This is a genomic window from Paenibacillus sp. FSL K6-3182, assembly GCF_037976325.1.
Taxonomy (GTDB): Bacteria; Bacillota; Bacilli; order Paenibacillales; family Paenibacillaceae; genus Pristimantibacillus.
On the sequence record NZ_CP150265.1, the window covers coordinates 815,664 to 839,053 of the forward strand.

Below are 23,390 nucleotides of genomic sequence, written 5' to 3' on the forward strand. Positions count from 1 at the left end.
CTAAATCCTAGTTACAATAGGGGAACGATTCTCCCTATAGAAAGGGGAATAGCGCCTTGGAATTAACGTACTTAAAAACATTTCGCGAAGTAGCAAAGTGGGGGAGCTTCACACGAGCTGCTGAAACTCTGGGTTATGCGCAGTCGAGTATTACGACTCAAATTCAGAAGCTTGAAGAATCGTATGGGGCAGTTCTTTTGGAGCGATTTGGGAGGAAAATGAGGCTAACGATGGCCGGGGAAACGCTATTGCAATATGCCGACGATATCGTTAGGCTGCATGAGGAGTCAAAAGAAGTTCTCTCCACACAGTCGAAGGGCACGCTGACCATTGGTACGATTGAGACATTGGCTGCTTTTTTCCTCCCCCCGCATCTTCAGGCTTATCGTATAAGCTACCCGCAGGTTAACATTGTCATTCAGCCGGGGAATGAACCGGTAATTATCGAGAGTGTAAAAGAGGGAGCTTTAGATGTTGGGATCATCTTAGATCCGCCGTTTACTGATCCTGAGCTTCACAGCTGTATTTTGAGGGAAGAGGAGCTTGTCATCATTGCAAGTCCCGATCATCGCTTCGGAAGCTTTGATGAGGTGCAGGTTGAAGATTTGGCGAACGAATCGATGATTTTAACAGAGAATGGCTGCACCTACCGGGCTATGCTGCTCAAGGTACTCAAGCATAACCATGTGAATTATACATTATCGTATGAGTTTGGCAATTTAGAAGCGATTAAGCAGTGTGTGATGTACGGTCTTGGAATTGCTTTATTGCCGCGTATTGTCGTTGCTGATGCGGTTCAGAAAGGCGAGTTGATTGCTGTTCCTTTTGCGCACCCCGATTGTAAGTTCTATACACAGCTCATCTATGCCAAGAAGAAATGGAAATCCAAAGCGTTTACGGGGTTCTTAGAGCTTGTTGGCGGAGTTAATCATCAAAATTAATGAAGTATACTATAGATTTCTATCGATAACTCCATTGTTTAAGGCTGTGCTACATTATATTTAAGAAAGCGAACAGCTTAAATATAACAGCTCAAATGGAGGCAGCGGAAATGGAAAACGAAACTTATGTATCGCTTGTTCTTGAAACACCAGCAGCTTCACCGGAGGATACCCATCGTCATTATATGAACAAACTGGCTGTAGAAACAGATGTTTCTGACGTATGTCATGATATGAAGCGGGGCGTTAATGACTTTCTGCTCATTGATGTTCGCAGTGCAAAAGATTATGAAGAGTGCCATGTTCCTGGTGCGATTAACCTGCCCTCCAATCTGATTAATGAGGAGAGGACTTCATCCTTCTCAAAGGAACAAGTCATTGTTGTATACTGCTGGGGGCCGGCATGCAATGGAGCGGCCAAAGGTGCCGCTCGTTTATCTGGGCTTGGCTTTAAGGTAAAGGAGATGCTTGGCGGCATGGAATATTGGCGTAAGGAAGGCAATGAGGTAGAGGGCTTGTTAGGTGGGTCTGCCCCTTTAATCGGGTAATGAACAAGCCGCGGCTCTCAGGAGTACTAAAACCTGATAACAAATCATTATAGCTAAACTTTATCGGAAATAGAAATATGCAAATGGTAAAATGAGGCTATGTTAATAATGAGAGGGTTTTAGAGATGGAAAAAGAACTAACTTCCTTATTTGATGAGTATCATGAGCAGCATCATTTTTCAGGTACAGGATTAGTGAACAAAGGCGGCAAGGTCATATTCGCCCGAGCATACGGCTTTGCACATAGAGGATTTAAAGTGGCAAACCAGATGAATACGATGTTCGATACAGCTTCGATTACCAAATTGTTTACTGCAGTTGCGATACTTCAGCTTGTTGAGCAAGGCAAAATAAAGCTGGAAGACCGAATTACAGCGATCATCGACCTCACTGGCACCAAAATACCAAGCGACGTTACGATCGCTCATTTACTTACGCATACGTCAGGTATTGCTGATGATGCAGATGAAGAAATGGGAGAGAGCTACGAGGATTTGTTCATAAACAAGCCCAATTACTCGATAAGAGATTGTGCTGATTTTATTCCTCAGTTTGCGTATAAGGAACCCAAATTCAAGGCGGGAACAAACGTCAGCTATAATAACTGTGCATTTGTGCTGCTAGGCCTCGCGATTGAGAAAGCAACCAATGGAAACTATCGAAGCTATGTAGATGAACATATATTTCGTGCTTGCGGGATGCAGAATACAGCATTTAGCTCAAAAGATGAGGGAGATGCTCCTATTGCTGAAGGCTACGCTGCCATTTACGACGAACAAAATATAGTCGCGTGGCGTAAAAACATATATTCCTATCCGCCAATGGGTACTTCTGATGGAGGTGCATTTACTACTGTCGGCGACCTTGACTTGTTCATGCGTGCACTCATTAATGGAAGGTTGTTATCCGAGGAGATGACGACCGAGATCATGAAGCCTCATTCTGCCATCGAACAAAAGTATGAATGGGGCAAAATCGTAAACGGATATGGCTTTCATTTTCTCTACAATAATGATGGCAAACTAATTCGAATGTATAAAGAGGGTTCAAATGCAGGTGTAGCTGCTATGTTTGCCTATTACCCGGAGATGGATTCTACCAGTATTATACTGGCAAATCAAACCTGCAACGTATGGGAGCTACATTTCAAAGCAGAGCAGCTGTTGCTGGCTGAAGGTAATTAAATCGGTGCATATGGTCTGCTGTAATTAAAGAAGAGGACTGTTGTAGCTGCCTAAACGGCAAGCTCCAACGGTCCTCTTTGTAATTATATTATTCTGTCACAATTCCGTAGATGAGTACGGGTGGTGTTACGCTGCTGCCGATGCGGATGTTTTCGTAAATGATGTTAAGCACATCATCAACATTCTCACGGTTGGAATGAATCGTAACGAGGGATTCACCTGTTTTAACCGCATCGCCGATTTTTTTGTTCAGCATGAGGCCTACAGCCAAATCAATTTCCGATTCCTTCGTCGCACGTCCAGCTCCAAGCAGCATCGCTGCAGTTCCGATCTCATCGGCAATAATTTCAGTGACCACGCCGTCTGCTTTGGCAGGCACCTCAATCAGATAAGGCGCTTGCGGCAATTTCTCAGGATGATCCACAACCGAAGGATCGCCGCCTTGATTAGCGATAAATGATTTGAATTTTTCGAGTGCTTTGCCGTTGCGAATAACTTCTTTCAGCATTTCCTCGGCTTCTTCTAGAGAGCTAGCTTTATTCGCAAGAAACACCATTTGGCTGCCTAGTGCAAGACAAAGCTCTTCCAAATCTTTAGGTCCTTTTCCTTGAAGTGTATCGATTGCTTCTTTCACTTCAAGCGCGTTGCCGATTGCGAGGCCAAGCGGCTGGCTCATATCCGAGATGACGGCCATCGTCTTACGGCCAACGTTATTGCCGATGCTTACCATAGCATGTGCAAGCTCCTTGGCATCTTCAACGGTTTTCATAAATGCACCAGCGCCTGTTTTCACATCCAGCACGATAGCATCTGAACCGGCAGCAATCTTCTTGCTCATAATCGAGCTGGCAATGAGCGGAATAGAATCTACCGTTGCTGTAACATCGCGCAAAGCATATAGCTTCTTATCAGCTGGCGTCAAATTGCCGGATTGTCCGATAACCGCAATTTTATCCTTGTTCACGAGGTTCACGAATTCATCCTTGCCGATTTCCACATGGAATCCTGCAATGGCTTCCAGCTTGTCAATTGTACCGCCAGTATGTCCAAGACCGCGGCCTGACATTTTGGCAACAGGGATATCCAGTGCAGCAACAAGTGGAGCAAGTACAAGCGTAGTTGTATCGCCAACACCGCCAGTGGAGTGCTTATCTACCTTCACGCCTTCAATTGCCGACAGATCAATCGTATCGCCGGAATTCACGATCGCCATCGTTAAGTCAGCGCGTTCGCGCTCTGTCATATCCTTGAAGAAGATAGCCATAGCCAAGGCGCTAACCTGATAGTCAGGAATTTCATCCTTCGTATAGCCTTCAATAATAAAGTTGATTTCCTCTGTTGTAAGCTCTCCGCCGTCACGTTTTTTCTCAATTAGGTCAACCATTCTCATGTTGTTGTCTCCTCGCTGTTCATTGATTATTTAATATCAAATTATAGTGAAATTACGGTTTCAAGAGCAACTTCCATCATATCGTTAAAGGTGCTTTGACGCTCTGCCGAAGTCGTTTCTTCGCCAGTTAGAAGATGGTCGCTTACCGTTAGAATCGTTAGTGCGTTGACGCCGTATTTAGCTGCAAGAGTATAAAGTGCTGTTGTTTCCATTTCTACACCTAGAACGCCGTGATCCATTAGTCTTTGAACAATTGTTTTATCATCGCGGTAGAAAGTATCCGAGCAGAAAATATTGCCGACATGCAATTTTAGCCCTTTTTCAATACCGCGCTCATAGGCTGCCTTTAACAAGGAGAAGCTGCCGATTGGCGAGAAATCATATCCGCCAAAAACATGGCGATTAACGCTGGAATCTGTACAAGCGGCTTGCGCCAAAATAACTTCACGAACATGTACGCTTTCCTGCATCGCGCCGCAAGTGCCTACACGAACTAGATTTTTAACGCCATAGTCCTTAATCAATTCATTCACATAAATACTGATTGAAGGGACGCCCATTCCAGTTCCCTGCACGGATATGCGATTTCCTTTATAAGTACCTGTAAAACCTAGCATGCCCCTAACTTCGTTATAGCAGATGACATCCTCCAAATACGTATCCGCAATATATTTGGCTCTCAGCGGATCTCCCGGCAATAAAATAGTTTCTGCAATTTGGCCTTGTTCGGCTGCAATATGAACGCTCATCAACATTCTCCTCTAAAATCGTTATTTTAATTGTCCCAAAAAGCTTTTGCCATGCTCTGGCATCTTAACTCCGAAGTTTTCAGCAATGGTTGCCCCAATATCTGCAAAGGTTTCGCTTATCGGCAGAGCTTGACCAGCTTGTTGAAAACGCGGCGAGTATACGAGTAGAGGCACATATTCGCGAGTGTGGTCCGTACCATGATAAGTCGGGTCATTGCCGTGATCGGCTGTAATGATCAGCAAGTCCTGATCTGTTAATTTGGCGAAAACCTCTGGCAAACGAGCATCATATTCTTCCAATGCTTGTCCATAGCCCTTTGGATCGCGGCGATGCCCGAATAGCGCATCAAAATCAACGAGGTTCAAGAAGCTGATTCCCGTAAACGATTCATCAAGGGTTGCGATAAGTTGATCCATGCCGTCTGCATTGGACACTGTACGCACAGTTTTCGTTACACCCTCACCATCGTATATATCGGATATTTTACCAAGGGCGATGACATCAAATCCACCGTCTTTTAGCTCATTCATTACTGTTCTATTAAATGGCTTCAACGCATAATCATGGCGATTGGATGTTCTTTTGAAATGGCCTGGCTCACCAACAAAAGGACGTGCGATAATTCTCCCCAGCATGTAGGGATCTTCCAGTGTGATTTCTCGGCAAAATTCACAAATTTCATAAAGCTCAGACAGTGGAACAACCTCTTCATGAGCAGCAATTTGCAGCACGGAATCAGCAGAAGTGTATACAATCAGTGCGCCTGTTTGCATATGCTCTTCACCGAGCTCGTCGATAATCTCAGTGCCGCTTGCAGGTTTGTTTCCAATGACCTTGCGACCGGTATGAGCTTCAATGCGAGCAATCAATTCCTGCGGGAATCCATCTGCGAAGACACGAAATGGTACTGCAATATGAAGCCCCATGATCTCCCAGTGGCCCGTCATTGTATCTTTGCCATTGGATGCTTCTTGCATTTTTGTATAATAAGCAAGCGGCTGGTCTGCGACCTTCACTCCAGCAATTTCCTTAATGTTGGATAGTCCGAGCTTAGCCATGTTAGGCATCTCCAGACCTCCGCATTCCCGTGCGATATGACCGAGTGTATCGACATCAACGTCCCCGAAGCTTGCTGCATCCGGCGACTCGCCGATACCTACAGAGTCCATGACAACAAGGTGAATTCTTTGAAACTTGTTCATTGGTTTTAGGCTCCTTGTTATTTAATAAACAGTCCGGCAATAATGGCAGACAAGACGCTAACTAAAGTAGCCCCGTACAACAATTTTAACCCAAATCGAGCCACGACGTTACCTTGTTTTTCATGCAGGCCTTTCACAGCGCCGGCAATGATGCCGATCGATGAGAAGTTGGCGAATGAAACTAAAAATACAGAGACAATGCCGACAGCGCGCGCGGACAAATTAGGATATTTCTCTAGCTCAAGCATAGCGACAAACTCGTTGGATACCATTTTTGTAGCCATAATGCTTCCTGCGTCGACTGCGTCTTTCCATGGAACACCCATGATAAAAGCGAAGGGAGCAAAAATATAGCCTAACAGTTCTTGGAACGAGATGCCAATGATACCGCTGAAAAGTCCATTTACGAGAGCGATCATGGCGATAAAGCCGATAAGCATAGCTGCGACGATAATAGCAACCTTGAAGCCATCTAATATATATTCGCCCAACACTTCAAAGAAGGATTGTTTTTCTTCTTCTTGCACCTGCAAAATATCGTCTTCCGGCTCAACCTTATATGGGTTAAGAATGGAAGCGATGATGAATCCGCCAAACAGATTCAGTACAAGCGCTGTTACTACATATTTTGGATCGAGTATTTGCATGTACGAGCCGACAATTGACATCGACACCGTAGACATCGCCGAGGCACACAATGTATACAACCGATGTTTAGGCAGCAACCCGATTTGTTTTTTAACGGAAATGAAAACCTCTGATTGTCCCAAAATTGCAGAAGCTACCGCATTATAGGACTCCAATTTTCCCATGCCATTTATTTTGCTCAAGACAAGACCGATATATTTGACGATAAACGGCAGAACCTTGATGTATTGCAATATCCCAATGAGCGCGGAAATAAACACGATTGGCAGCAATACACTTAAGAAGAAAGAAAACTGACCTTCATTCAGCAAGCCGCCAAATACGAATTCAATCCCGGTATGGGCATAGCCAAGCAATTTCTCAAACATACTGGAGAACCCTTTAATTAAAACAGCACCAGCTAAGGTGTTTAATAGAACGAAGGCTAAGATTACCTGCAGGATGACCATGATAATGAGCGGTTTATAGCGAATGTTCTTTTTGTTATTGCTCGCAATGTAAGAAAGCCCAAGAACAACAAGCAAACCTAATATAGCGATTAAAAATTTCATGGTTCATTCTCCTAGTTAGTTAATATTGTGCGAGTTTAGAATTACTATGAAGCGCTTACAATAGATTCGCAGATTACTATTTCATATCGGAGGCTTGAAAAGCACCTGGCAGCAGCTGTGCCATGGTCCATTCTTCTGTATGTCCATGGAGATTTGTTAAATAGATTTTTGTATTCTCATCACAAAATTCGGCCAATACCTGTCGACAAGCGCCGCATGGAGATACAGGACCTTCGGTATCTGCCACTACTGCAATAGCTTCAATGATGCGTTCACCTTCGGATACCGCTTTGAAAATAGCCGTTCGCTCCGCGCAATTCGTTAATCCAAACGATGCATTCTCAATATTACAGCCTCGGTAAATGCGTTTGCTGCCTGTTAGTAGAGCGGCACCAACTGCAAAATGCGAGTAGGGGATATGAGCATGCTGACGGGCTTCAATCGCTTCTTTAATTAACTGTTCCTTCATCCTACAATCCTCCTGTAAAGGCTGCTCCAAATTGGAGCAGCACCATCATATCTATTTAGTAAGAAGAGGTCGATTGCTCGCCTTCCATAATCTTCACGCCTGAGCTGGCACCGATTCTTGATGCGCCTGCTGCAATCATTTTTTCCATATCTTCAAGACTGCGAATGCCGCCGGAAGCTTTAACGCCGAGCTTGTCCCCAACGGTTTTGCGCATAAGCGCTACGTCTTCAGCAGTTGCTCCGCCAGTTGAAAAACCTGTCGATGTTTTCACGAAATCCGCACCCGCACGATCAGACAACTGACTAGCGCGTACTTTTTCATCGTCTGTAAGCAGTGATGCTTCGATAATTACTTTCACAATGGCTTTACCAGCAGCGGCTTCAACAACAGCTTGAATATCTTTTTGTACAAAGTCGTCGTCGCCATCTTTGAGTGCACCAATGTTAATGACCATATCAACCTCAGTCGCTCCATTTGCAATAGCGTTCTTAGCTTCAAAGGCCTTTGTCTCCGTAGTAGAAGCCCCTAATGGAAATCCGATTACTGTACAAACCTTAACGGTGCTGCCTGCCAATTGCTCAGCAGCGTAAGCTACCCAAGTTGGATTGACGCAAACGGAAGCAAAACTATATTTTCTCGCTTCTGCCGTTAATTTTGTAATCTCAGACTTTGTGGCATCTGCACGCAAAAGCGTATGATCAATCATTCCAGACAAATTTAACATAGCCAGTTCACCTTCCCCTTATACGAATGCTTAATTTCACGCTTATAATAACACGACTTTGAACATATGTAAAATCATAAATGAACAAATGTTCAATCTTAATGTTGGATAATGTAGATTATAAGGAAAAATTCATGAGTTGTACTTACAATGAGGTGATACCTGAGCTTAGAGGTGTATGTTCCGCAACATTCTTTCAGAAAAAAACGTTTTACATTTGGAATGGAAAAATGTAGTGTGTCATCTTTTTGAGATTTGTATACATTAAAGGATTTGTTTTTTTTATCTTATAAAAAGGAGATAAAACAATGTCTGACTTAAAACCATTTGATGCTAATATCATGAAACTAGGCAGCACAAATACACAAGAAGCGTTTCATGCGATACATAATTTGAAAAAACAAGGGACAAGTGTAATTCCAGCTTTAATCGAACAACTGCATGTAACGGATGTATCTGTACGTACTATGATCGTTGTTGTACTAGGTGAGTTTGGCGAAGCAGCATCAGAATCTGCTGCTCAGGTTGCTGCCTTGTTGAAGGAGGACAATGAACAGCTCAGAATGGCCTCTGCATTAACTTTAACGAGAATAGGCAGCCATAGTGTCCCTTATTTACTGCAAATACTCGCTTCCACAAATGATAAAGCTTGTTTTTGGGCAGCATGGGCATTGTCTTTCATTGATCCCGCTCACATTAATGATGAATCAATTGAACGGTTAAAGCATACCCGAGAAAATCCTGATAGCCCGATTGAAGTTTTTGCAGCGGAAGAGGCATTAGGGAAAATATTAGCCAATCGGCTTCAAAAGTAGAACGAAAAAGCCTTGCGAGGCAATCTCGCAAGGCTTTTGATACCTTTTCACCCGAAAATGCATAAAATGGATACTAATAGGAGTGTTTGGATGAATAATCGATTTAAGGCGAGAATTTCTTTTTTTACGTATATAGCGCTTCTGTTTACGTTGGATAACTATTATTCATTTATGATTTTTAATTTATTTCTTGCTTTTGCAGCACTGGAGCTGTCTTTTTTGCTGCCTTTATTTAAGTCGCATAAGAAAAGAAATATGCTGGTTAGTTTTGTTTTCTTTATCGTTTTCATCCTGCTCTCGCCAAATGTGTTCTACGTTGTAACCGATCTGATTCATCTCAATTTCTTTTCGTTTGATTATATGGAGGGACTTCACGTTAATGAGTGGTGGAACTTCTTTGTGTTAATCAGCGGGGTTTTCATAGCTCTATTTTTTTACATTTTAATGATCAAAGAGATTCAACTGCTTCTTATAAATACAAAGTGGAATAAACTGATTTTATTTGTATTTATGCTGCTCGGCGGTCTAGGGATTTATATAGGAAGATTTTTACGCTTTCATTCTATTCATTTGTTTACGGAGCCTTTGTCTTTATTGAAACAAGTGCTAGATTCATTAAACGGAAATTCATTGCTATTCATCCTATGGATGAGCGTTTTACAATTTATCGTTTATTGGTTTTTTGTAGATTCAAAAGGGAACGAAGCTTGATGGAGGAAACAGCCTAACTTATAGCAAAATTTCATAAAAACCTCCTGTTGATTGAGCTGATTCAGCTGCTTTAACAGGAGGTTTTCCTATTGTGCTATCTTTACGTCTAATAGTTACGGCTGCCGTATTACCCTCAGTTGTGAAACTTTCCTCACTATTTTTTTGAATACCATATAGCAGAATGATACGGCAGGCGCTGGGTCGCTTAGGCTCCAGATGGCAGGCGCTCTTTTGACAAAATGGGATTTAACGATTGGCAGGACGCTTAACTGTTTGGTTCGGACATAATCGCGCGATGAAATAAGATCTTCAAACAAAAAGCAGAAGGCGATCCCTGTATCGCTTGTAATCGCATAGCTTCCAATCGGCTTGCCTACTAGCTCGTTGTAAGCGAGCAGTGGGAAGTTAACGCCACATTTTTGAAGGAGAGGGTCCAGTGTAGTCGTTCTCGCATTAATCTCCAGCAAATAATACTTGCCGGTTACCGCATCCTTCTTGAATTCAATTTCGGCGAAGCCCTTATAGCCAATCGCTTCTAGAAAAGGGGCACCGATGTGGTAAAGCTCCTCTATGTACTTTTGCTTTGTGAAGGAAGATGCGCCAAAGTTAATCGGGAATTGCCGTAGTTTTTGACAGGTCATCCAGTGAGTTACCTTTGAACTCTGATCCAAGTAGGCATCAAAGGTGTAGACATGATCATCGAAGCCGGGAATAATTCTTTGCACGATAACCTGAAGTTTAGCTTGCCTCGATTTCTCGATTGCTACTCTCATTTCCTCCAATTTATGGCATGTGAATATTTTGGCTCGGAAGAAGTCCACGAAAGCTGGAGAGTCCGTGGGTTTCACGATACATGGAAAGCCGATCTCAGCAACGACTCGTTCTTCAAATCGTTCCTCAGCTGGGCTGATCGATTCTGGCACTAATACACCGTGTTTTGTTGTAAGGGTATGGAGATACTCCTTGTCCATAATATTGCTCCAAAAGCCTTGTACGTTCATATTGATATGGTAGTACTTTTTGAGCTCGTCCAAATAAGAATCAACGAACTCCACATAAGGGTCGACACTCGGAAAAAGGACAGGCTTCTTGTCCTGCTTTTTGGCGTAGTCGATTAAATAGTGCAGAAGCTCCTCTTTCTGCTGTTTATAATGAGGAACAATAATTTGCTCGCTTAAGTATTTGGATTTGGCGCCATATGTATTTTGCTTGGAATAATCCATTGCTACTGTATAGATCCCTTTGGAACCGAGGCCTCTTATAATGCTTAAACCTGTGTAAAAGTTTGAGCCAAGTACGACAGCTTTATTTTCCACGAAACAACACTCGCTTCCTTAGTCATATGAAATAGTTATGTCATTCGCGTTGTTTTCAATATCTCCTAAATATTGCTAAATATATCATGAGGGTATTTCATTATCAAACACATTTTGATGGATATAGCCATTGTCTGCTCTACTGTATTAGAATAGTTATTAAGGTAATTATTGCAAGCTTAAGTATCTTGTAAGAGGAGAATGGCCATGACACGTGTTAATGTAGTAATTCAAATAGGGAGGAAAAAGATGAGAAAATGGATAGCGTATTTGCTAGTTGCTGTTGCAGTTTGCGGGTTAATCATTGGCATTAATAAACCATTCGAAAAAGGCGATTACATTCTAGAGAAACAACTTAACAGCAATGACGCTCCAACCCTATTTGTTGTCTATAACATTTCCAAAAAAGAGGCCAAAACAAAGACGCTTTCTGATTTTTTGAATAACGAAAATCATAACGATGTGATGATTATTCGCGTTGATGATAGAGAGCTTTACAATGACCTAAGGATCGGCGAAAGAGTAACGATCAAAACAAAGGGTTACACGATGTTGTCATCCCCACCTCAAGCAGTAGCGGATGAGATTATTAGGCATTCTTGAGCTGCTCTAACGCGGCTTCAATAGGTTTGTCTAGTCGTGTGTTCTCCTTGATGTCACTCCAGTAAACGATCAGAACGTTTCCTTCCTGATATAATCTCGGAAACGATTTGGAATCGACATTCTCTGTTTGTTTATGGAGTTCTTCAGCCCCATTAATACGATCTTTTTCAGATTGAAAGATATAAAAATGCATAAACTCAGGTTCATTTTCTTTCTTATCTAGTGGCATTCCTACGGAATAGACCTCGGGAATAACATCGTTTAATTTCGGTGGGTAACCTGTTATCCCATAGGATATTAGCTCTAACTTCTGAGCTTCAATCGCTTTAGTTACATCTTCTAAAATAAACTTATTTTCCTTGCTATTTGTATCTTTGGAGCATCCGCCTAAGATGATGATGCATAATAAAATGAAAAATACTGGTTTTATTTTCGACATATCCGATAGTACACCCCCAACATAATAATAATGCTGCCTTGCGACATTTTCTTGTAATCATATAGACACCTTAATGATTGATAAGGTTGCATTATTTGGATGGATTATCCATTTAATAAAAGTTAAAGTCTAACGAATCGTAAAGAGCTTATTTTGCGGAAAAGTGATGTTTAAAGATGCTAACGAATCACAGCAACGCTATTAGGTAGTTTTGATCACGTAAAGAGACGATTTGAAGGAAATAAGGTTGCTTGTGTTCGTTACATTTTTTAAAGGTGAAAATGTAGGCGGATAACGTGTATCAGATTCGTTACAGATAATGATGATACCTCTGGAACTGTTGGAAGTGTTGGTACTGCTGGTACCGCTGGTATCTCTGGCACCTCAGGTACCTCTGGAACTGCTGGTATCCCTGGCATCTCAGGTATCTCAGGTATCTCTGTAACCGCTGGTACTTACTGTCACCTCCGTGGTACTCATGATACTTCTGGTGGATAGTTCGACGTGTTACTTTACCTTTTCGCATACAAATGCAGTTAGATGTTTGCTTGCTATACACTAACTAAAACGCAAATCGGCTGCTAAAAGGCTGCGCCTTTCGGATATGCTCTCCGTATTTCGGAATGCTCACCGTAAGCTGCGGTCATGTGCTATATTTTGAGAGAGTAACAATGATAGCTCCAAACCATACATATAAGGAGGCAATCCGATGATGAGCGTGTATAGCAACAACAATGATGTAAGCGGTTTCGTAAGGGCGGAAGGTAAAAAGTTGGTTAATGGAGACGGCAAAGAAATTGTGCTGAGAGGCGTTGGGTTCGGAAGCTGGCTGCTGCCGGAAGGCTATATGTGGAAGTTTCCGCAAGGCGGAGACCGTCCGCGCAAAATCGAGGCGATGGTCAAGGAATTAATCGGCGAAGAGAAAGCAGCACAGTTCTGGGATAGTTATGTGGAGCGTTATGTGGATGAGATTGATGTCCGCGAAGTGGCGAAGCAGGGCTTTAATTCCGTGAGGTTCCCAATCAATGCCCGCGGAATACTAGAACAAGGGGAAGAGATCATTTTTAATGAAAAGAGGCTTGCACGAATTCATGAAGTGATTGAATGGTGCAGAAAGTATAAGCTGTATGTCATTTTGGATATGCACGGGGCGCCAGGCGGGCAGACGGGAGCCAACATTGACGATTCGGAAAATGATTTGCCGGAGCTGTTTACGGATCGCCGCAACCAAGAGCTGACGATCGCGATTTGGCGAATGTTCGCAGAGCGCTATAAAGACGATTGGATTATTGCCGGATATGACCTCTTTAATGAACCTCTTCCGGATTGGTTTAACCAATATAATGATCTTGTAGAGCCGCTGCACAAGGAAATTACAGCAGCGATCCGTGAAGTGGACAAGCGTCATATGATCATTATTGAAGGGGTGCATTGGTCAACGGACTGGAGTGTATTCACAGAGAAATTTGATGATAATTTGATGCTGCAATTCCATAAGTATTGGAACAACCCCGATACGGAAAGTATTCAGAAGTATATAGATAAGCGTGAGGAGTGGAATGTGCCGATCTTCATGGGTGAAGGCGGTGAAAATAACGCACAGTGGTACAGCGGAGCATTCCAAATGTTCGAGGACCATCAGATTTCGTGGAATTTCTGGACGTGGAAAAAGATGAACACATCAAATTCTCCGTACTCTATTCGTATGCCAGAAGGCTGGAATCTGCTGACGGCTTATTTGGAGGGCGGCGCTAAACCGGCTGAAGCAACGGCGGAAGCGATCTTAAATGAATATCTCGATAATCTGAAAGTGGACAATTGTGATGCGTTCCCAGGCATATCCCGTGCGCTGCTGCGTCACCTTCCGCTCCAGATTCCTGCTGAATTTTATGGACAAGGTGAGGGTGCTGGCTTTGGCATCGTGAACAAGAAAACGAACAAGACAGGACTGCGTGCAAGTGACGGCGTGCCAATGAGGATGATTACGGGCAAGACCGAGATGCCAAGCTATCATTCAGAGGGCGGCAAGGTTTGGGCAGAGGATAATACGCTTTGTGTTGAGCTGCATCAAGGGGATTGGCTCGCGTATGATGCTTTGTGCGTCGAAGCAAAGTCATTTGATCTGCAAGCGCGACTGCTAGCAGCTGAGGGTCAAGCGACATTATCCGTTGAACTAGAAGGCCAAGAGCCGGTGAGCTGTGAGGTAAACGGTGAGGATTGGACGGAGAGCCTGCTTCTAAAGGACATCCATCTGCCAGCTGGAGCAGTTCGTGTCATCATCCGTATTTTAAGCGGCAGTGTGGATTTGGATTGGATTGAATTTTCGTTTGCTAAATAGAATGAAAAAACCAAAATGTGATGCGAGGCAGGTTCTGCCAGCATCACATTTTTTTGTGCGCAAAAAACGGTAGATGCACCCAAAACCGAAAAATGGTCACCTGAATACGAAATCTAAAGCCTTACGAGACAGGAGCCAACAATCTACAATTAAAGTATAAGAGATGCAAGGGCTTACATCAGATTTTCAACAGCATGGGGGTAATTATTTTGAAAACACAGCTAGGTTCAGCGCCTGCTTCCTTGCCTGCTGCGGACGCAAAGGCAGCAAGAAGCAAATGGTTCAAAAAGTTGTACAGCCAACGGCACATTCAAATTATGGCGTTACTAGGCGTGCTATGGATGATTATATTCAACTACGTTCCTATGTATGGCGTTATTATCGCCTTTAAAGAATTCAACATTGTTAAATCCATAAGCGAGGCGCCTTGGGTGGGCTTTATGCACTTTAAGGAGTTTTTCCAGGATGAGAGCTTCGTTGATGTCATGAAAAATACACTCGGCATCAGTCTTATCAAACTTGCGATCGGATTTCCACTACCTATTATTTTTGCATTATTTCTAAACGAGGTTCGTTCGGTCGGCTTCAAGAAAGCGATTCAGACCATTTCGTATTTGCCTCACTTTTTGTCATGGGTTATTCTCGGCGGTATTCTTGCCACTTGGCTTTCGGATGTTGGGATTATTAACAATGTTCTTCTTGCTCTTAATTTCATCGATGAGCCGATTTCCTATTTGGCAGAGCCTAGCTACTTCTGGAGCATCATCATTACATCAGATATTTGGAAAGAGCTTGGCTGGTCCGCCATTATCTATCTTGCGGCTATTGCCAGTGTATCGCCGGAGTTGTATGAAGCAGCAACGATTGATGGAGCAGGGCGTTTTCAAAAAATGTGGTACGTTACTTTGCCTAGCATTAAGGCGACGATCTCCATCCTGTTCATTCTAGCAGTGAGCGGCGTGCTTAACTCGAACTTTGACCAGATTCTAGTGCTGCGCAACTCATTGAATGAGAGCGCGAGCAACGTTATCGATATTTATGTTTATCAGACGGGTATGCAGCAAGGACGTTATTCTTACTCGACTGCTGTCGGATTGTTTAAGTCTTTAATCGCATTAATTCTATTGCTTATTGCAAACCGAGTAACGAAAAAAATGAACGATACATCACTGTTCTAGAAACGGAGGCGACTAACCGTGTTTAATATTAAACGTAAAACAAAAGGAGAAGCATTTTTCGATATCTTCAACAATTTCGGTATGCTGCTCATTTGCTTCGCGACCCTATATCCGATTTGGTATGTGCTGGTCAATGCCTTCAATGAAGGGCAGGACGGCATGCGCGGCGGGATCTACTGGTGGCCGCGGGTTTTCAGCATCGAGAGCTTCGACGCGGTTTTCCAAAGCAGCGGCATCATGACTGCGATGGGAATTACCGTAGCCAAAACACTGCTTGGCACGGTGCTTCACGTGTTTTTTACGGCGATGGTTGCTTATGCATTCTCACGCAAAGGCCTCATCGGCGGCAAAATATATATTCTCTTCGGAACGGTTACCTTGTTCTTCGGCGGCGGTCTAATCCCGACCTACCTGCTTATGAGAGACCTGCATTTGCTGGATAACTTCATGGTCTATATCATTCCTGCCATGTTCAGCTTCTTCGATCTTATTATCTTCATGACCTTCTTCCGGGATATTCCGGATGGCCTTGAGGAAGCTGCTAAAATTGACGGAGCAAATGACTGGTCGATCTTTGTGCGAGTGATTTTGCCAGTATCGATGCCTGTTATCGCTACAATTGCTTTGTTTCACGGGGTATACCAATGGAATGATTATTTTGCCGGCGTAATCTACATGAACAACATGGACATGCAGCCGATACAGACCTATTTGTACCGTATTGTTGCTCAGTCCAGCTCTAGCCAAATGTTGGCCGCTATCCCTGGAGGTATAGGGAAATCCGTTACTACACAATCCATTAAGCTGGCTACGATGGTTGTCACGACCCTTCCAATCGTTATCGCATATCCGTTCCTGCAGAAGTATTTCGTAAAAGGAATGATGATCGGTTCGATTAAAGGTTAACTTATGGCAGTACCTTCCGCCCTTTATTGAGCAGAGGATTGCATATATAATCATTCATACAGAGAAGGGGAAGACAAACATGAACAAGAAGCTTAAGCTCAAAAATGTATTGATGCTGATGGTCGCAACGGTTCTAGTCTTTACGACCGCTTGCTCTTCAGGCGGCAACAAAAACAATGGCAAAGAAGAGGGCAATGGCGCTCCTGCTGAGCAAGTGAAGCTTACTCAGGACGATAAGGGCTGGGAAGTGGATAAAAGCCCGATTACGTTCGACTGGTACATCAACTTCTCTTGGTTCCCTAACAAATGGGGCGTAGATGCGACTTCGAAATATATTACTGAAAAAACTGGCGTTAACATTAACTTCATCGTTCCAGCCGGCAACGAAGCTGAGAAGATGAATACAATGATCGCTTCGGGCTCTTTGCCTGACTTTATTACACTAGGCTGGTACGAAGATGCGGTTAAGAAAATGATCGAAGGCGATCTAGTCCTACCGCTGAACGAGCTTGCTGATCAATATGACCCTTACTTCTACAAAGTAACAGACCCTGCTAAGCTTTCTTGGTACAAACAAGAAAACGGCAATGTATACGGTTATCCGAACTCTTCCTCATCACCTAAGGACTATGAGAAATTCGGAGACAACATTACATCTACGCAAACCTTCCTTGTGCGCAAAGATATGTACGAAGCACTAGGCAAACCGGATATGCGTACGCCGGAAGGCTTCTTGAATGCACTTGAGGCTGCGAAAAAAATGTATCCTGATGTGAATGGCCAACCGCTTATTCCACTGGGCATGTATGATTTCAGCGACACAGGCAACGCGTCGCTTCAACATTATATTCAGAACTTCCTTGCTATTCCTTACGATAAAGATGGTCAGCTGTATGATCGCAATACAGATCCTGAATACGTAAAATGGCTGAAAACAATGCGTCAAGCGAACGAAGACGGCTTGCTGTCGAAAGATATCTTCATTGACAAGCGCCCGCAAATGGAAGAAAAAATTGCACAAGGCCGTTATTTCGCAATGCTTTACGCTAGATCTGACCTTGCAAACCAACAAAATGCACTATTTGCAAATGATCCGAACTCCATCTACATTGCTGTAGACGGTCCTGCTAATACTAACCTTGATCAGCCGACGCTTGCTGGTCCATCGATCTCAGGTTGGACAGTTACACTGATCTCCAAAGATGTGAAAGACAAAGCGCGCGCGATTCGTTTCCTAGACTATTTGATCTCGGAAGAAGGACAGCATGATACGTTCTTCGGTAAACAAGGCGTAACTTGGGATAATATTGATGGCAAAGATCAGTTCTTGCCAGACGCATTGAATCTATTGAATACAGATCGTGGCGCTTTCGACAAGCAGCTTGGCGCATCCCACACGTTCTGGATGATGATGGATACGAACCTAACGCCAATCTGGTCTCCGCCAGCTGTTGAGCCATTCAAGCAATTGGAAGATTGGACTCGCGGCAAGGCGAAGAGCTTGTCGGAATTCGACCAGCTGAACCCAACTGGCACTTCAGCCGAAGGTATTATGAACACAAAAATAGATCAAGAGTTTGGCAAAGTATTGCCAAAACTAGTGCTTGCTAAATCGGATGCGGAGTTCGATAAAATTTGGGGCGATTTCCTAAAGAAACGTGAGACTCTTGGATTCAGCAAAGTACAAGCCTACAAACAAAAGAAATACGAAGAAAATGTTGCGAAGTTGGACGCAGCCAAATAATATAATCATTTCTACCACTTAGGGGGAAGACCCCAGCGAAAGGTACTCCAGAACCGGAAACGGTCTGGGGTGCTTTTTGTGCAATATAAGAATAGCTTGATGGGGAAGTTAATCGAGTGAATGAAATACAGAGCGGAAGTGAGAGCATTATGGGCAGAAAATTTCGGTTACATCTTCAGTCTGCTACGAATTGGCTAGGACATCGATCGATGCAAAGCCGCCTTGTGGCGGCTTATATCGTCATATTATTAATCCCTAGCATCGGCGTATCGAACTATCTCTTTAATCAGATTAGGGATAGTTATATTAACGATACCTTTAAGCAAAGCCAATACTTGCTTGAAATGGAGAAAGTGAATGTTCTAAATCAGATTGAAGCTATGGAACGGGCTGCCCAGCTCACGTTATCGAAATCTGAAATTTTGGACTATATCTCAAAGGATGAAGATCTTCCTGTTGAAGAGCTCCTCGACTTATATCGTGGCACCCTTACCGACATGATCAACATTCAAATCAATAATCCGAATATTGCCCATCTTCGTTTGTTTGCAAACAATGATCATATGTCCGAAGTTTGGCCGATTATTTTCCATGAACGCCGGATTCAAAAAGAGCCGTGGTATGCCAAACTGGATCAATTGGATAGCAAGGAGATGTGGATATTCAAAGAGCAGGATCTCGACATTTTGCATCGTTACGTGACGGATGTTAACGAGCAAATGCCGAAGGTTTCACTCCTGCGCGTCGTGAATTCCGGAAGCAAGCGTGTTGGGATTATCCAAGTCGAAATGCTGCTGAAGCAGTTCTCGCCTAAAGCGTTTGCCAATATTAAGGATGACGGGTCACAGATGATGCTTGCTGATGGCAACGGAACTATTTTTATGGATGACAATCAACCGTTTGTCGGCAGTGATCCAGAGCTTCATCAAGCCATTTTGCAAGAGTTCCGGGAAATGAATGAGCACGGGGTTAAAGAGAAGCGATTTTCTGTAAATAAGCATCCTTATTTGCTGGTCTCCACGCCTGTGGAACAAGTCAGTGCGCATATTCTTAATGTGGTGTCGTTAAAAAATGTTGATGAACGCGTATCCAGAGCCGAGAGACAAATCATCGCTGCTAATATTATTTTGATCGGTCTATTGTCCTTCATAACGTATTTAATGAACTCCTTTATTCTCAAAAATCTGAGTCGCCTCACAGAGGCAATGAAGAAAGTAAGAAGAGGAGAAATGCCAACGGGGCTTCCTTTGGGCGGAGGCGGAGAAATAGGCGAGCTAGCGCATCATTTTAACAAATTAATTCATACAATTAATGAGCTAATTGCCCAGGGAGTTAAGAAGCAGGCGCTAACGAAAGAGGCCGAGCTGCGCACCCTGCACAGTCAGATCGACTCGCATTTTTTGTACAATACGCTCGAGAATATTAAGATGCTCGCAGAGATGGAAAACCAGCGGACGATATCCGATTCGCTTACCTCGCTTGGCGGGATGATGCGTTATAATTTCAAGTGGTCTGGCGAGTATGTAAGCTTACAGGATGAGCTTCGCCATATTCAGAATTATATTGCCGTCATGAATATTCGGTTCGACGAACCGATTCAGCTGGAACTAAATATACCACCGAAGCTGCTGGAGATTGAAGTGCTTAAGATGTCCCTGCAGCCAATCGTAGAAAATGCAGTAAAACATGCGTGGACGGGTGTGGAAGAGAGTAAGAGCAAAATATTAATTGATGTTATTGAGGATGAGGATGCAGGCATTATCATCAGGCTGAGAGATAACGGCATGGGTATTGAAGCGGCCCGCTTGGAGCGGTTAAATGACATGATTCACACCGATAATAGTAACGGGATTTCTTCAGAGAAAGAAGCGGGAAAAGGAAAACAAGCGTTTGGAATCGGCCTGCGCAATGTTCATCAGCGTATTCGGCTTTATTATGGCAAGCCATATGGATTACAGGTATATAGCAGAGAAGGGCAATTTACAGAAGTAGTCATTACCCTTCCTAAGGTACTGTTGATGGGAGGAAGTTCCGGATATGAGAACAATGCTGATCGTAGATGACGAGAAAAATATCCGTTTAGGGCTCAAGACGATGATTGAGAGAGAATTTCCCGAATTGTATCACATTCGAATGGCGATTCATGGAGAAGATGCGTTAATACAATATCGCAATGAACGAGCAGACATCGTAATTACGGATATTCGCATGCCCGTGATGGATGGAATTGAACTCATTAAGCAGCTAACTCAGGAGTCGGAGCCGGAGCAGAAACCGATCTTCATTATATTAAGCGGCTATGACGATTTCTCCTATGCAAAGGCTGCGATAGAATACCAGGTTAAAGATTATTTGCTTAAGCCTATTCGGCGGGACGAGCTGTTTGAATCACTCACAAAGAGCGAGCACACGCTGCAAGCACAAGCTGAATTAGCTGAGCGGGTAGCGGTAAGCGATACGTACCGTGAACAGCTGCGGATAAACAGGCTGAAGGAATGGTTCAGGCAGGATGACCCTGCTTACGATTTTGCAAATGATCTGGAAGCTAAAATAGGATTTGAGCAGTTTACTAGACCGTTTACTGTTGCCGTCTTGAATTATAAATCGGAGAGCGGCGACTCCATGAACAAAGAAGAGTTCAAGCTGCTAGTGGAGAAAATGATGCAGCCGATTAAAGGCGTACTGGATGTCTGGTTTCTAGATAGTGAAGGCAAGCTCGTTCTGATCGGCAGCCCAGCATTGCAGTTCGAAGAATTGTTTAGGCAGGCTGGCGGGAAGGAACTGGATGGACTGCGCATGGGGATAAGCGCCGAGGGGAATGAAATCGAAGATCTGTTTCATTGTTATAAGCAAGCTTCTGAGGCGCTGCAATATTCATTCATTTATTCGAATTGCCGTCTGCTGCATCATGAGGACATTCGAGCGAAGCGGCAGTATTATCCGGTGCCAGAAGAAGAAATTCGCAAGCTTGGCAATATGCTCGGAACCGATCGGGAACGGGAGGTTCAGGAGCTGCTGAAGCAGATTTTCCATACCGAGGATATACCAAATGTAGATATTGGCTACTTAAAGCTGGTAGGCAAAATGATCAATGAGCAGGTTTTGGACGAAGTATTTCGTATTTACGGTGAAGAGTCGATCGAAGTATTGAAGTTGTATCGTAAAGTGGGGAGCATGGATAATTTCCGCAGCTTTCACGACTATTATCGGAGCTTGGAGCTGCTGCTCTCAAGCGTGAACGACTATGTCAGAGGCATTCGCTCAGCATATAGCGAGCATTCAGAGATTAAAGCAGCGGTTAATTATATGGAGGATAACTATTATCGTCCGCTTAATATGGCTGTTGTGAGTAATTATGTTGGCCTTAATTACTCCTATTTCAGTGAAGCGTTCAAGGTTCATACGGGCGAGAATTTTGTATTGTTTCTAAAAAAAATTCGTATTCGCAAAAGCAAAGAACTGCTGCTCGAAGGCAATCAGAAGATGCAGGAAATCGGCAGCGCCGTTGGCTTTGAGAACAGCAAGCAGTTTTCTCGTGTGTTTAAGGAGCTTGAGGGAATATCGCCGCAGGAATATCGAATCAAGGTGAGATCAGATGCTGATCAGAGCAAAGAATCGGTAGAACATAGGCTTTAGAGGGGAGGAGCTGCGGGCTCCTCTTTTTTTATTTTCCTTTGTTAACCTCCGCGTACGCTAACTTTCACTTTTCCATGGGCTTTCCATATTTCACTAAAACATGCCAGAGTAATTTTAATTCTTGCAAAACTTCTTTGTAGGTTCCTCTATCGCTCCAATTACTTGGATTTTGTTTCAAGTCCATGGCTGCTGCGCCAATCATATTAACATCAATAAAATTACTTTGCGCAATTCTTTTGGCTAGTGAAGGCATCGTAGGACCTCTGAAATTCATAGGAACCTCATCAACTAAAAGGGTAAAGCCCCTATGCCAGTAAAGATCAATTGCATACTTTAAACATAGCTGTTCTAAGACTTGTCCTGTATGGGTGCCCTTAAATGATGGATCGGCAACAAGCGCCTTTACGTCTTCTTTAAGAGAAATGTCACCATGAACCTGAGCTTCGATATAGTGGTCAAGATTTCGATTTGGCTCTTTATTTGATGGATTTTGGAAAGGTTTCTCAAGATTGACGAGCATATGGTCGATTAACTTTCGAACCGTCAGATTACATTCACCAATGGCAAAATGATTATAGAACGCATCCCTCATGAGAGCAGCCAAAATAAGGTCAAATTCCTCATACGTCCCCTTTTCCTTAGGGTCTTGGTGAGAATCCAAATAAGTATAAGTGCAACGATGAGAGACCTCAGCGGATAAAAGAAAATAACATGATCCAAACCGTGGAGCAGGTCCATCGGGATGTAACATGACATTGAGTGCCCCATACTTCGGCCGTTCGCTATTGGTTGAGCCATTTATTTGGTACGCTCCGCCAAACATTTTATTTTCCCAAACGTCTCGTTCACCACCTGGAAATGCTGATACACTTCCATTCGATAGGAAAGTTTCGAACTGGCTTTTATAGATCCCCTGCTCAAGTAGTGCTTCAGCAACGCTTTTCATGTTCGGATCTAATCGATCGGGGTGAAAGTGCAGCGCAATGCTTGCATGAGATTTTAGTTTAGAGACAGCATCTTCAAATGTCTTCAGCTCGATGCTGGACATTTGAAGGATTTCCCTCATTGTTTGCTCTACCTCATTTTTGCAGCTTCTTGCGTAATTTGTTATATACTCCTGAGCTAATTGCTGAGACCTCGATAATTCCATAGGCAGAAGAGTCCTTTCCCTTTTTTATAGAATCATAATACAGGATGGACAGTAAGGGAAATGCAGATAGCGTTATTAAAAATACTTTATTTTTTTCTGACAATAGAAAGATATAATGTATAATGATTTACATATGTTGTAAGTATT

The 23,390-nt window shown here is 43.3% G+C and carries 21 protein-coding genes; 12 read left to right on the forward strand and 9 right to left on the reverse strand.

Annotated elements, in window-relative coordinates:
* Positions 1-56 precede the first annotated feature (56 nt).
* From MHH56_RS03620 to MHH56_RS03630, 3 genes are all read left to right on the forward strand, one after another.
* Entirely contained in the window at positions 57-941 is an 885-nt protein-coding gene (locus tag MHH56_RS03620; protein ID WP_339206668.1) for a LysR family transcriptional regulator, read from the forward strand.
* A 110-nt stretch (positions 942-1,051) separates the two neighbouring features.
* Positions 1,052-1,489, forward strand: coding sequence for a rhodanese-like domain-containing protein (locus tag MHH56_RS03625; RefSeq protein WP_339206669.1), 438 nt, complete (start codon positions 1,052-1,054; stop codon positions 1,487-1,489).
* A 125-nt stretch (positions 1,490-1,614) separates the two neighbouring features.
* Positions 1,615-2,673 (forward strand): serine hydrolase domain-containing protein, encoded by a 1,059-nt coding sequence (locus MHH56_RS03630; protein WP_339206670.1) that lies wholly within the window; start codon positions 1,615-1,617, stop codon positions 2,671-2,673.
* 88 nt (positions 2,674-2,761) lie between these two features.
* Here the strand turns inward: MHH56_RS03630 and MHH56_RS03635 are convergent, their stop codons facing one another.
* From MHH56_RS03635 to deoC, 6 genes are all read right to left on the reverse strand, one after another.
* On the reverse strand, positions 2,762-4,063 hold the full coding sequence (locus MHH56_RS03635) for a pyrimidine-nucleoside phosphorylase (protein WP_339206672.1): 1,302 nt from the start codon (positions 4,061-4,063) through the stop codon (positions 2,762-2,764).
* 41 nt (positions 4,064-4,104) lie between these two features.
* On the reverse strand, positions 4,105-4,812 hold the full coding sequence (gene deoD, locus MHH56_RS03640) for a purine-nucleoside phosphorylase (RefSeq protein ID WP_339206673.1): 708 nt from the start codon (positions 4,810-4,812) through the stop codon (positions 4,105-4,107).
* A gap of 21 nt (positions 4,813-4,833) precedes the next feature.
* A complete protein-coding gene (gene deoB / locus MHH56_RS03645) occupies positions 4,834-6,015 on the reverse strand; it encodes a phosphopentomutase (protein WP_339206675.1) in 1,182 nt (393 codons plus the stop codon).
* Positions 6,016-6,032: 17 nt separating this feature from the next.
* Complete coding sequence (locus tag MHH56_RS03650) at positions 6,033-7,214, reverse strand: NupC/NupG family nucleoside CNT transporter (protein ID WP_339206676.1); 1,182 nt, start codon at positions 7,212-7,214, stop codon at positions 6,033-6,035.
* A 76-nt stretch (positions 7,215-7,290) separates the two neighbouring features.
* Positions 7,291-7,683: a cytidine deaminase gene (locus tag MHH56_RS03655; protein WP_076268745.1), complete on the reverse strand. Its 393-nt coding sequence runs from the start codon at positions 7,681-7,683 to the stop codon at positions 7,291-7,293.
* Positions 7,684-7,738: 55 nt separating this feature from the next.
* The gene (gene deoC, locus MHH56_RS03660; protein ID WP_339206677.1) at positions 7,739-8,407 is read right to left on the reverse strand and encodes a deoxyribose-phosphate aldolase; all 669 of its coding nucleotides are present in this window, start codon (positions 8,405-8,407) and stop codon (positions 7,739-7,741) included.
* A 308-nt stretch (positions 8,408-8,715) separates the two neighbouring features.
* On the opposite strand from deoC, the gene MHH56_RS03665 reads away from it, so the two are divergent.
* Both MHH56_RS03665 and MHH56_RS03670 read left to right on the forward strand, forming a co-directional pair.
* Positions 8,716-9,222: a HEAT repeat domain-containing protein gene (locus tag MHH56_RS03665; protein WP_339206678.1), complete on the forward strand. Its 507-nt coding sequence runs from the start codon at positions 8,716-8,718 to the stop codon at positions 9,220-9,222.
* A 90-nt stretch (positions 9,223-9,312) separates the two neighbouring features.
* On the forward strand, positions 9,313-9,933 hold the full coding sequence (locus MHH56_RS03670) for a DUF1361 domain-containing protein (protein ID WP_339206679.1): 621 nt from the start codon (positions 9,313-9,315) through the stop codon (positions 9,931-9,933).
* Between the two features lie 113 nt (positions 9,934-10,046).
* On the opposite strand, the gene MHH56_RS03675 is transcribed toward MHH56_RS03670, so the two are convergent.
* Positions 10,047-11,249, reverse strand: a complete 1,203-nt coding sequence (locus MHH56_RS03675; RefSeq protein WP_339206680.1) for a carboxylate--amine ligase — start codon at positions 11,247-11,249, stop codon at positions 10,047-10,049.
* Positions 11,250-11,498: 249 nt separating this feature from the next.
* Between MHH56_RS03675 and MHH56_RS03680 the strand changes: the two genes are divergently transcribed.
* Entirely contained in the window at positions 11,499-11,852 is a 354-nt protein-coding gene (locus MHH56_RS03680) for a DUF3221 domain-containing protein (RefSeq protein WP_339206682.1), read from the forward strand.
* Here MHH56_RS03680 and MHH56_RS03685 read toward each other — a convergent pair.
* Positions 11,839-12,291, reverse strand: a complete 453-nt coding sequence (locus tag MHH56_RS03685; RefSeq protein WP_339206683.1) for a hypothetical protein — start codon at positions 12,289-12,291, stop codon at positions 11,839-11,841. The two genes, MHH56_RS03680 and MHH56_RS03685, sit on opposite strands and share 14 nt — an antisense overlap.
* Before the next feature lie 709 nt (positions 12,292-13,000).
* Here MHH56_RS03685 and MHH56_RS03690 point away from each other — a divergent pair.
* The 6 genes from MHH56_RS03690 to MHH56_RS03715 all read left to right on the forward strand — a co-directional run bounded on the left by MHH56_RS03690 (position 13,001) and on the right by MHH56_RS03715 (position 22,093).
* On the forward strand, positions 13,001-14,629 hold the full coding sequence (locus tag MHH56_RS03690; protein WP_339206684.1) for a cellulase family glycosylhydrolase: 1,629 nt from the start codon (positions 13,001-13,003) through the stop codon (positions 14,627-14,629).
* A gap of 242 nt (positions 14,630-14,871) precedes the next feature.
* A complete protein-coding gene (locus tag MHH56_RS03695) occupies positions 14,872-15,807 on the forward strand; it encodes an ABC transporter permease subunit (protein WP_339209495.1) in 936 nt (311 codons plus the stop codon).
* 18 nt (positions 15,808-15,825) lie between these two features.
* Positions 15,826-16,713: a carbohydrate ABC transporter permease gene (locus MHH56_RS03700; protein ID WP_076268752.1), complete on the forward strand. Its 888-nt coding sequence runs from the start codon at positions 15,826-15,828 to the stop codon at positions 16,711-16,713.
* A gap of 79 nt (positions 16,714-16,792) precedes the next feature.
* Entirely contained in the window at positions 16,793-18,457 is a 1,665-nt protein-coding gene (locus tag MHH56_RS03705) for an extracellular solute-binding protein (RefSeq protein ID WP_339206686.1), read from the forward strand.
* Between the two features lie 116 nt (positions 18,458-18,573).
* On the forward strand, positions 18,574-20,520 hold the full coding sequence (locus MHH56_RS03710) for a histidine kinase (protein WP_339206688.1): 1,947 nt from the start codon (positions 18,574-18,576) through the stop codon (positions 20,518-20,520).
* Positions 20,495-22,093, forward strand: a complete 1,599-nt coding sequence (locus MHH56_RS03715) for a response regulator (RefSeq protein ID WP_339206690.1) — start codon at positions 20,495-20,497, stop codon at positions 22,091-22,093. The genes MHH56_RS03710 and MHH56_RS03715 overlap by 26 nt, the downstream gene beginning before the upstream one ends.
* A gap of 64 nt (positions 22,094-22,157) precedes the next feature.
* On the opposite strand, the gene MHH56_RS03720 is transcribed toward MHH56_RS03715, so the two are convergent.
* Positions 22,158-23,243 carry a DUF3626 domain-containing protein gene (locus tag MHH56_RS03720; RefSeq protein WP_339206692.1) on the reverse strand — a complete coding sequence of 362 codons (1,086 nt, stop codon included), beginning with the start codon at positions 23,241-23,243 and terminating at the stop codon, positions 22,158-22,160.
* Between the last annotated feature and the right edge of the window lie 147 nt (positions 23,244-23,390).

What these genes read in the sequence shown, in the direction of transcription:
- MHH56_RS03690 (WP_339206684.1), top strand. Translation starts at nt 13,001, where the DNA reads ATGATGAGCGTGTATAGCAACAACAATGATGTAAGCGGTTTCGTAAGG.
- MHH56_RS03670 (WP_339206679.1), top strand. Translation starts at nt 9,313, where the DNA reads ATGAATAATCGATTTAAGGCGAGAATTTCTTTTTTTACGTATATAGCG.
- MHH56_RS03665 (WP_339206678.1), top strand. Translation starts at nt 8,716, where the DNA reads ATGTCTGACTTAAAACCATTTGATGCTAATATCATGAAACTAGGCAGC.
- MHH56_RS03685 (WP_339206683.1), bottom strand. Translation starts at nt 12,291, where the DNA reads ATGTCGAAAATAAAACCAGTATTTTTCATTTTATTATGCATCATCATC.
- deoC (WP_339206677.1), bottom strand. Translation starts at nt 8,407, where the DNA reads ATGTTAAATTTGTCTGGAATGATTGATCATACGCTTTTGCGTGCAGAT.
- MHH56_RS03705 (WP_339206686.1), top strand. Translation starts at nt 16,793, where the DNA reads ATGAACAAGAAGCTTAAGCTCAAAAATGTATTGATGCTGATGGTCGCA.
- MHH56_RS03720 (WP_339206692.1), bottom strand. Translation starts at nt 23,243, where the DNA reads ATGGAATTATCGAGGTCTCAGCAATTAGCTCAGGAGTATATAACAAAT.
- MHH56_RS03625 (WP_339206669.1), top strand. Translation starts at nt 1,052, where the DNA reads ATGGAAAACGAAACTTATGTATCGCTTGTTCTTGAAACACCAGCAGCT.
- MHH56_RS03650 (WP_339206676.1), bottom strand. Translation starts at nt 7,214, where the DNA reads ATGAAATTTTTAATCGCTATATTAGGTTTGCTTGTTGTTCTTGGGCTT.
- MHH56_RS03715 (WP_339206690.1), top strand. Translation starts at nt 20,495, where the DNA reads ATGAGAACAATGCTGATCGTAGATGACGAGAAAAATATCCGTTTAGGG.
- deoB (WP_339206675.1), bottom strand. Translation starts at nt 6,015, where the DNA reads ATGAACAAGTTTCAAAGAATTCACCTTGTTGTCATGGACTCTGTAGGT.
- deoD (WP_339206673.1), bottom strand. Translation starts at nt 4,812, where the DNA reads ATGAGCGTTCATATTGCAGCCGAACAAGGCCAAATTGCAGAAACTATT.
- MHH56_RS03630 (WP_339206670.1), top strand. Translation starts at nt 1,615, where the DNA reads ATGGAAAAAGAACTAACTTCCTTATTTGATGAGTATCATGAGCAGCAT.
- MHH56_RS03655 (WP_076268745.1), bottom strand. Translation starts at nt 7,683, where the DNA reads ATGAAGGAACAGTTAATTAAAGAAGCGATTGAAGCCCGTCAGCATGCT.
- MHH56_RS03680 (WP_339206682.1), top strand. Translation starts at nt 11,499, where the DNA reads ATGAGAAAATGGATAGCGTATTTGCTAGTTGCTGTTGCAGTTTGCGGG.
- MHH56_RS03635 (WP_339206672.1), bottom strand. Translation starts at nt 4,063, where the DNA reads ATGAGAATGGTTGACCTAATTGAGAAAAAACGTGACGGCGGAGAGCTT.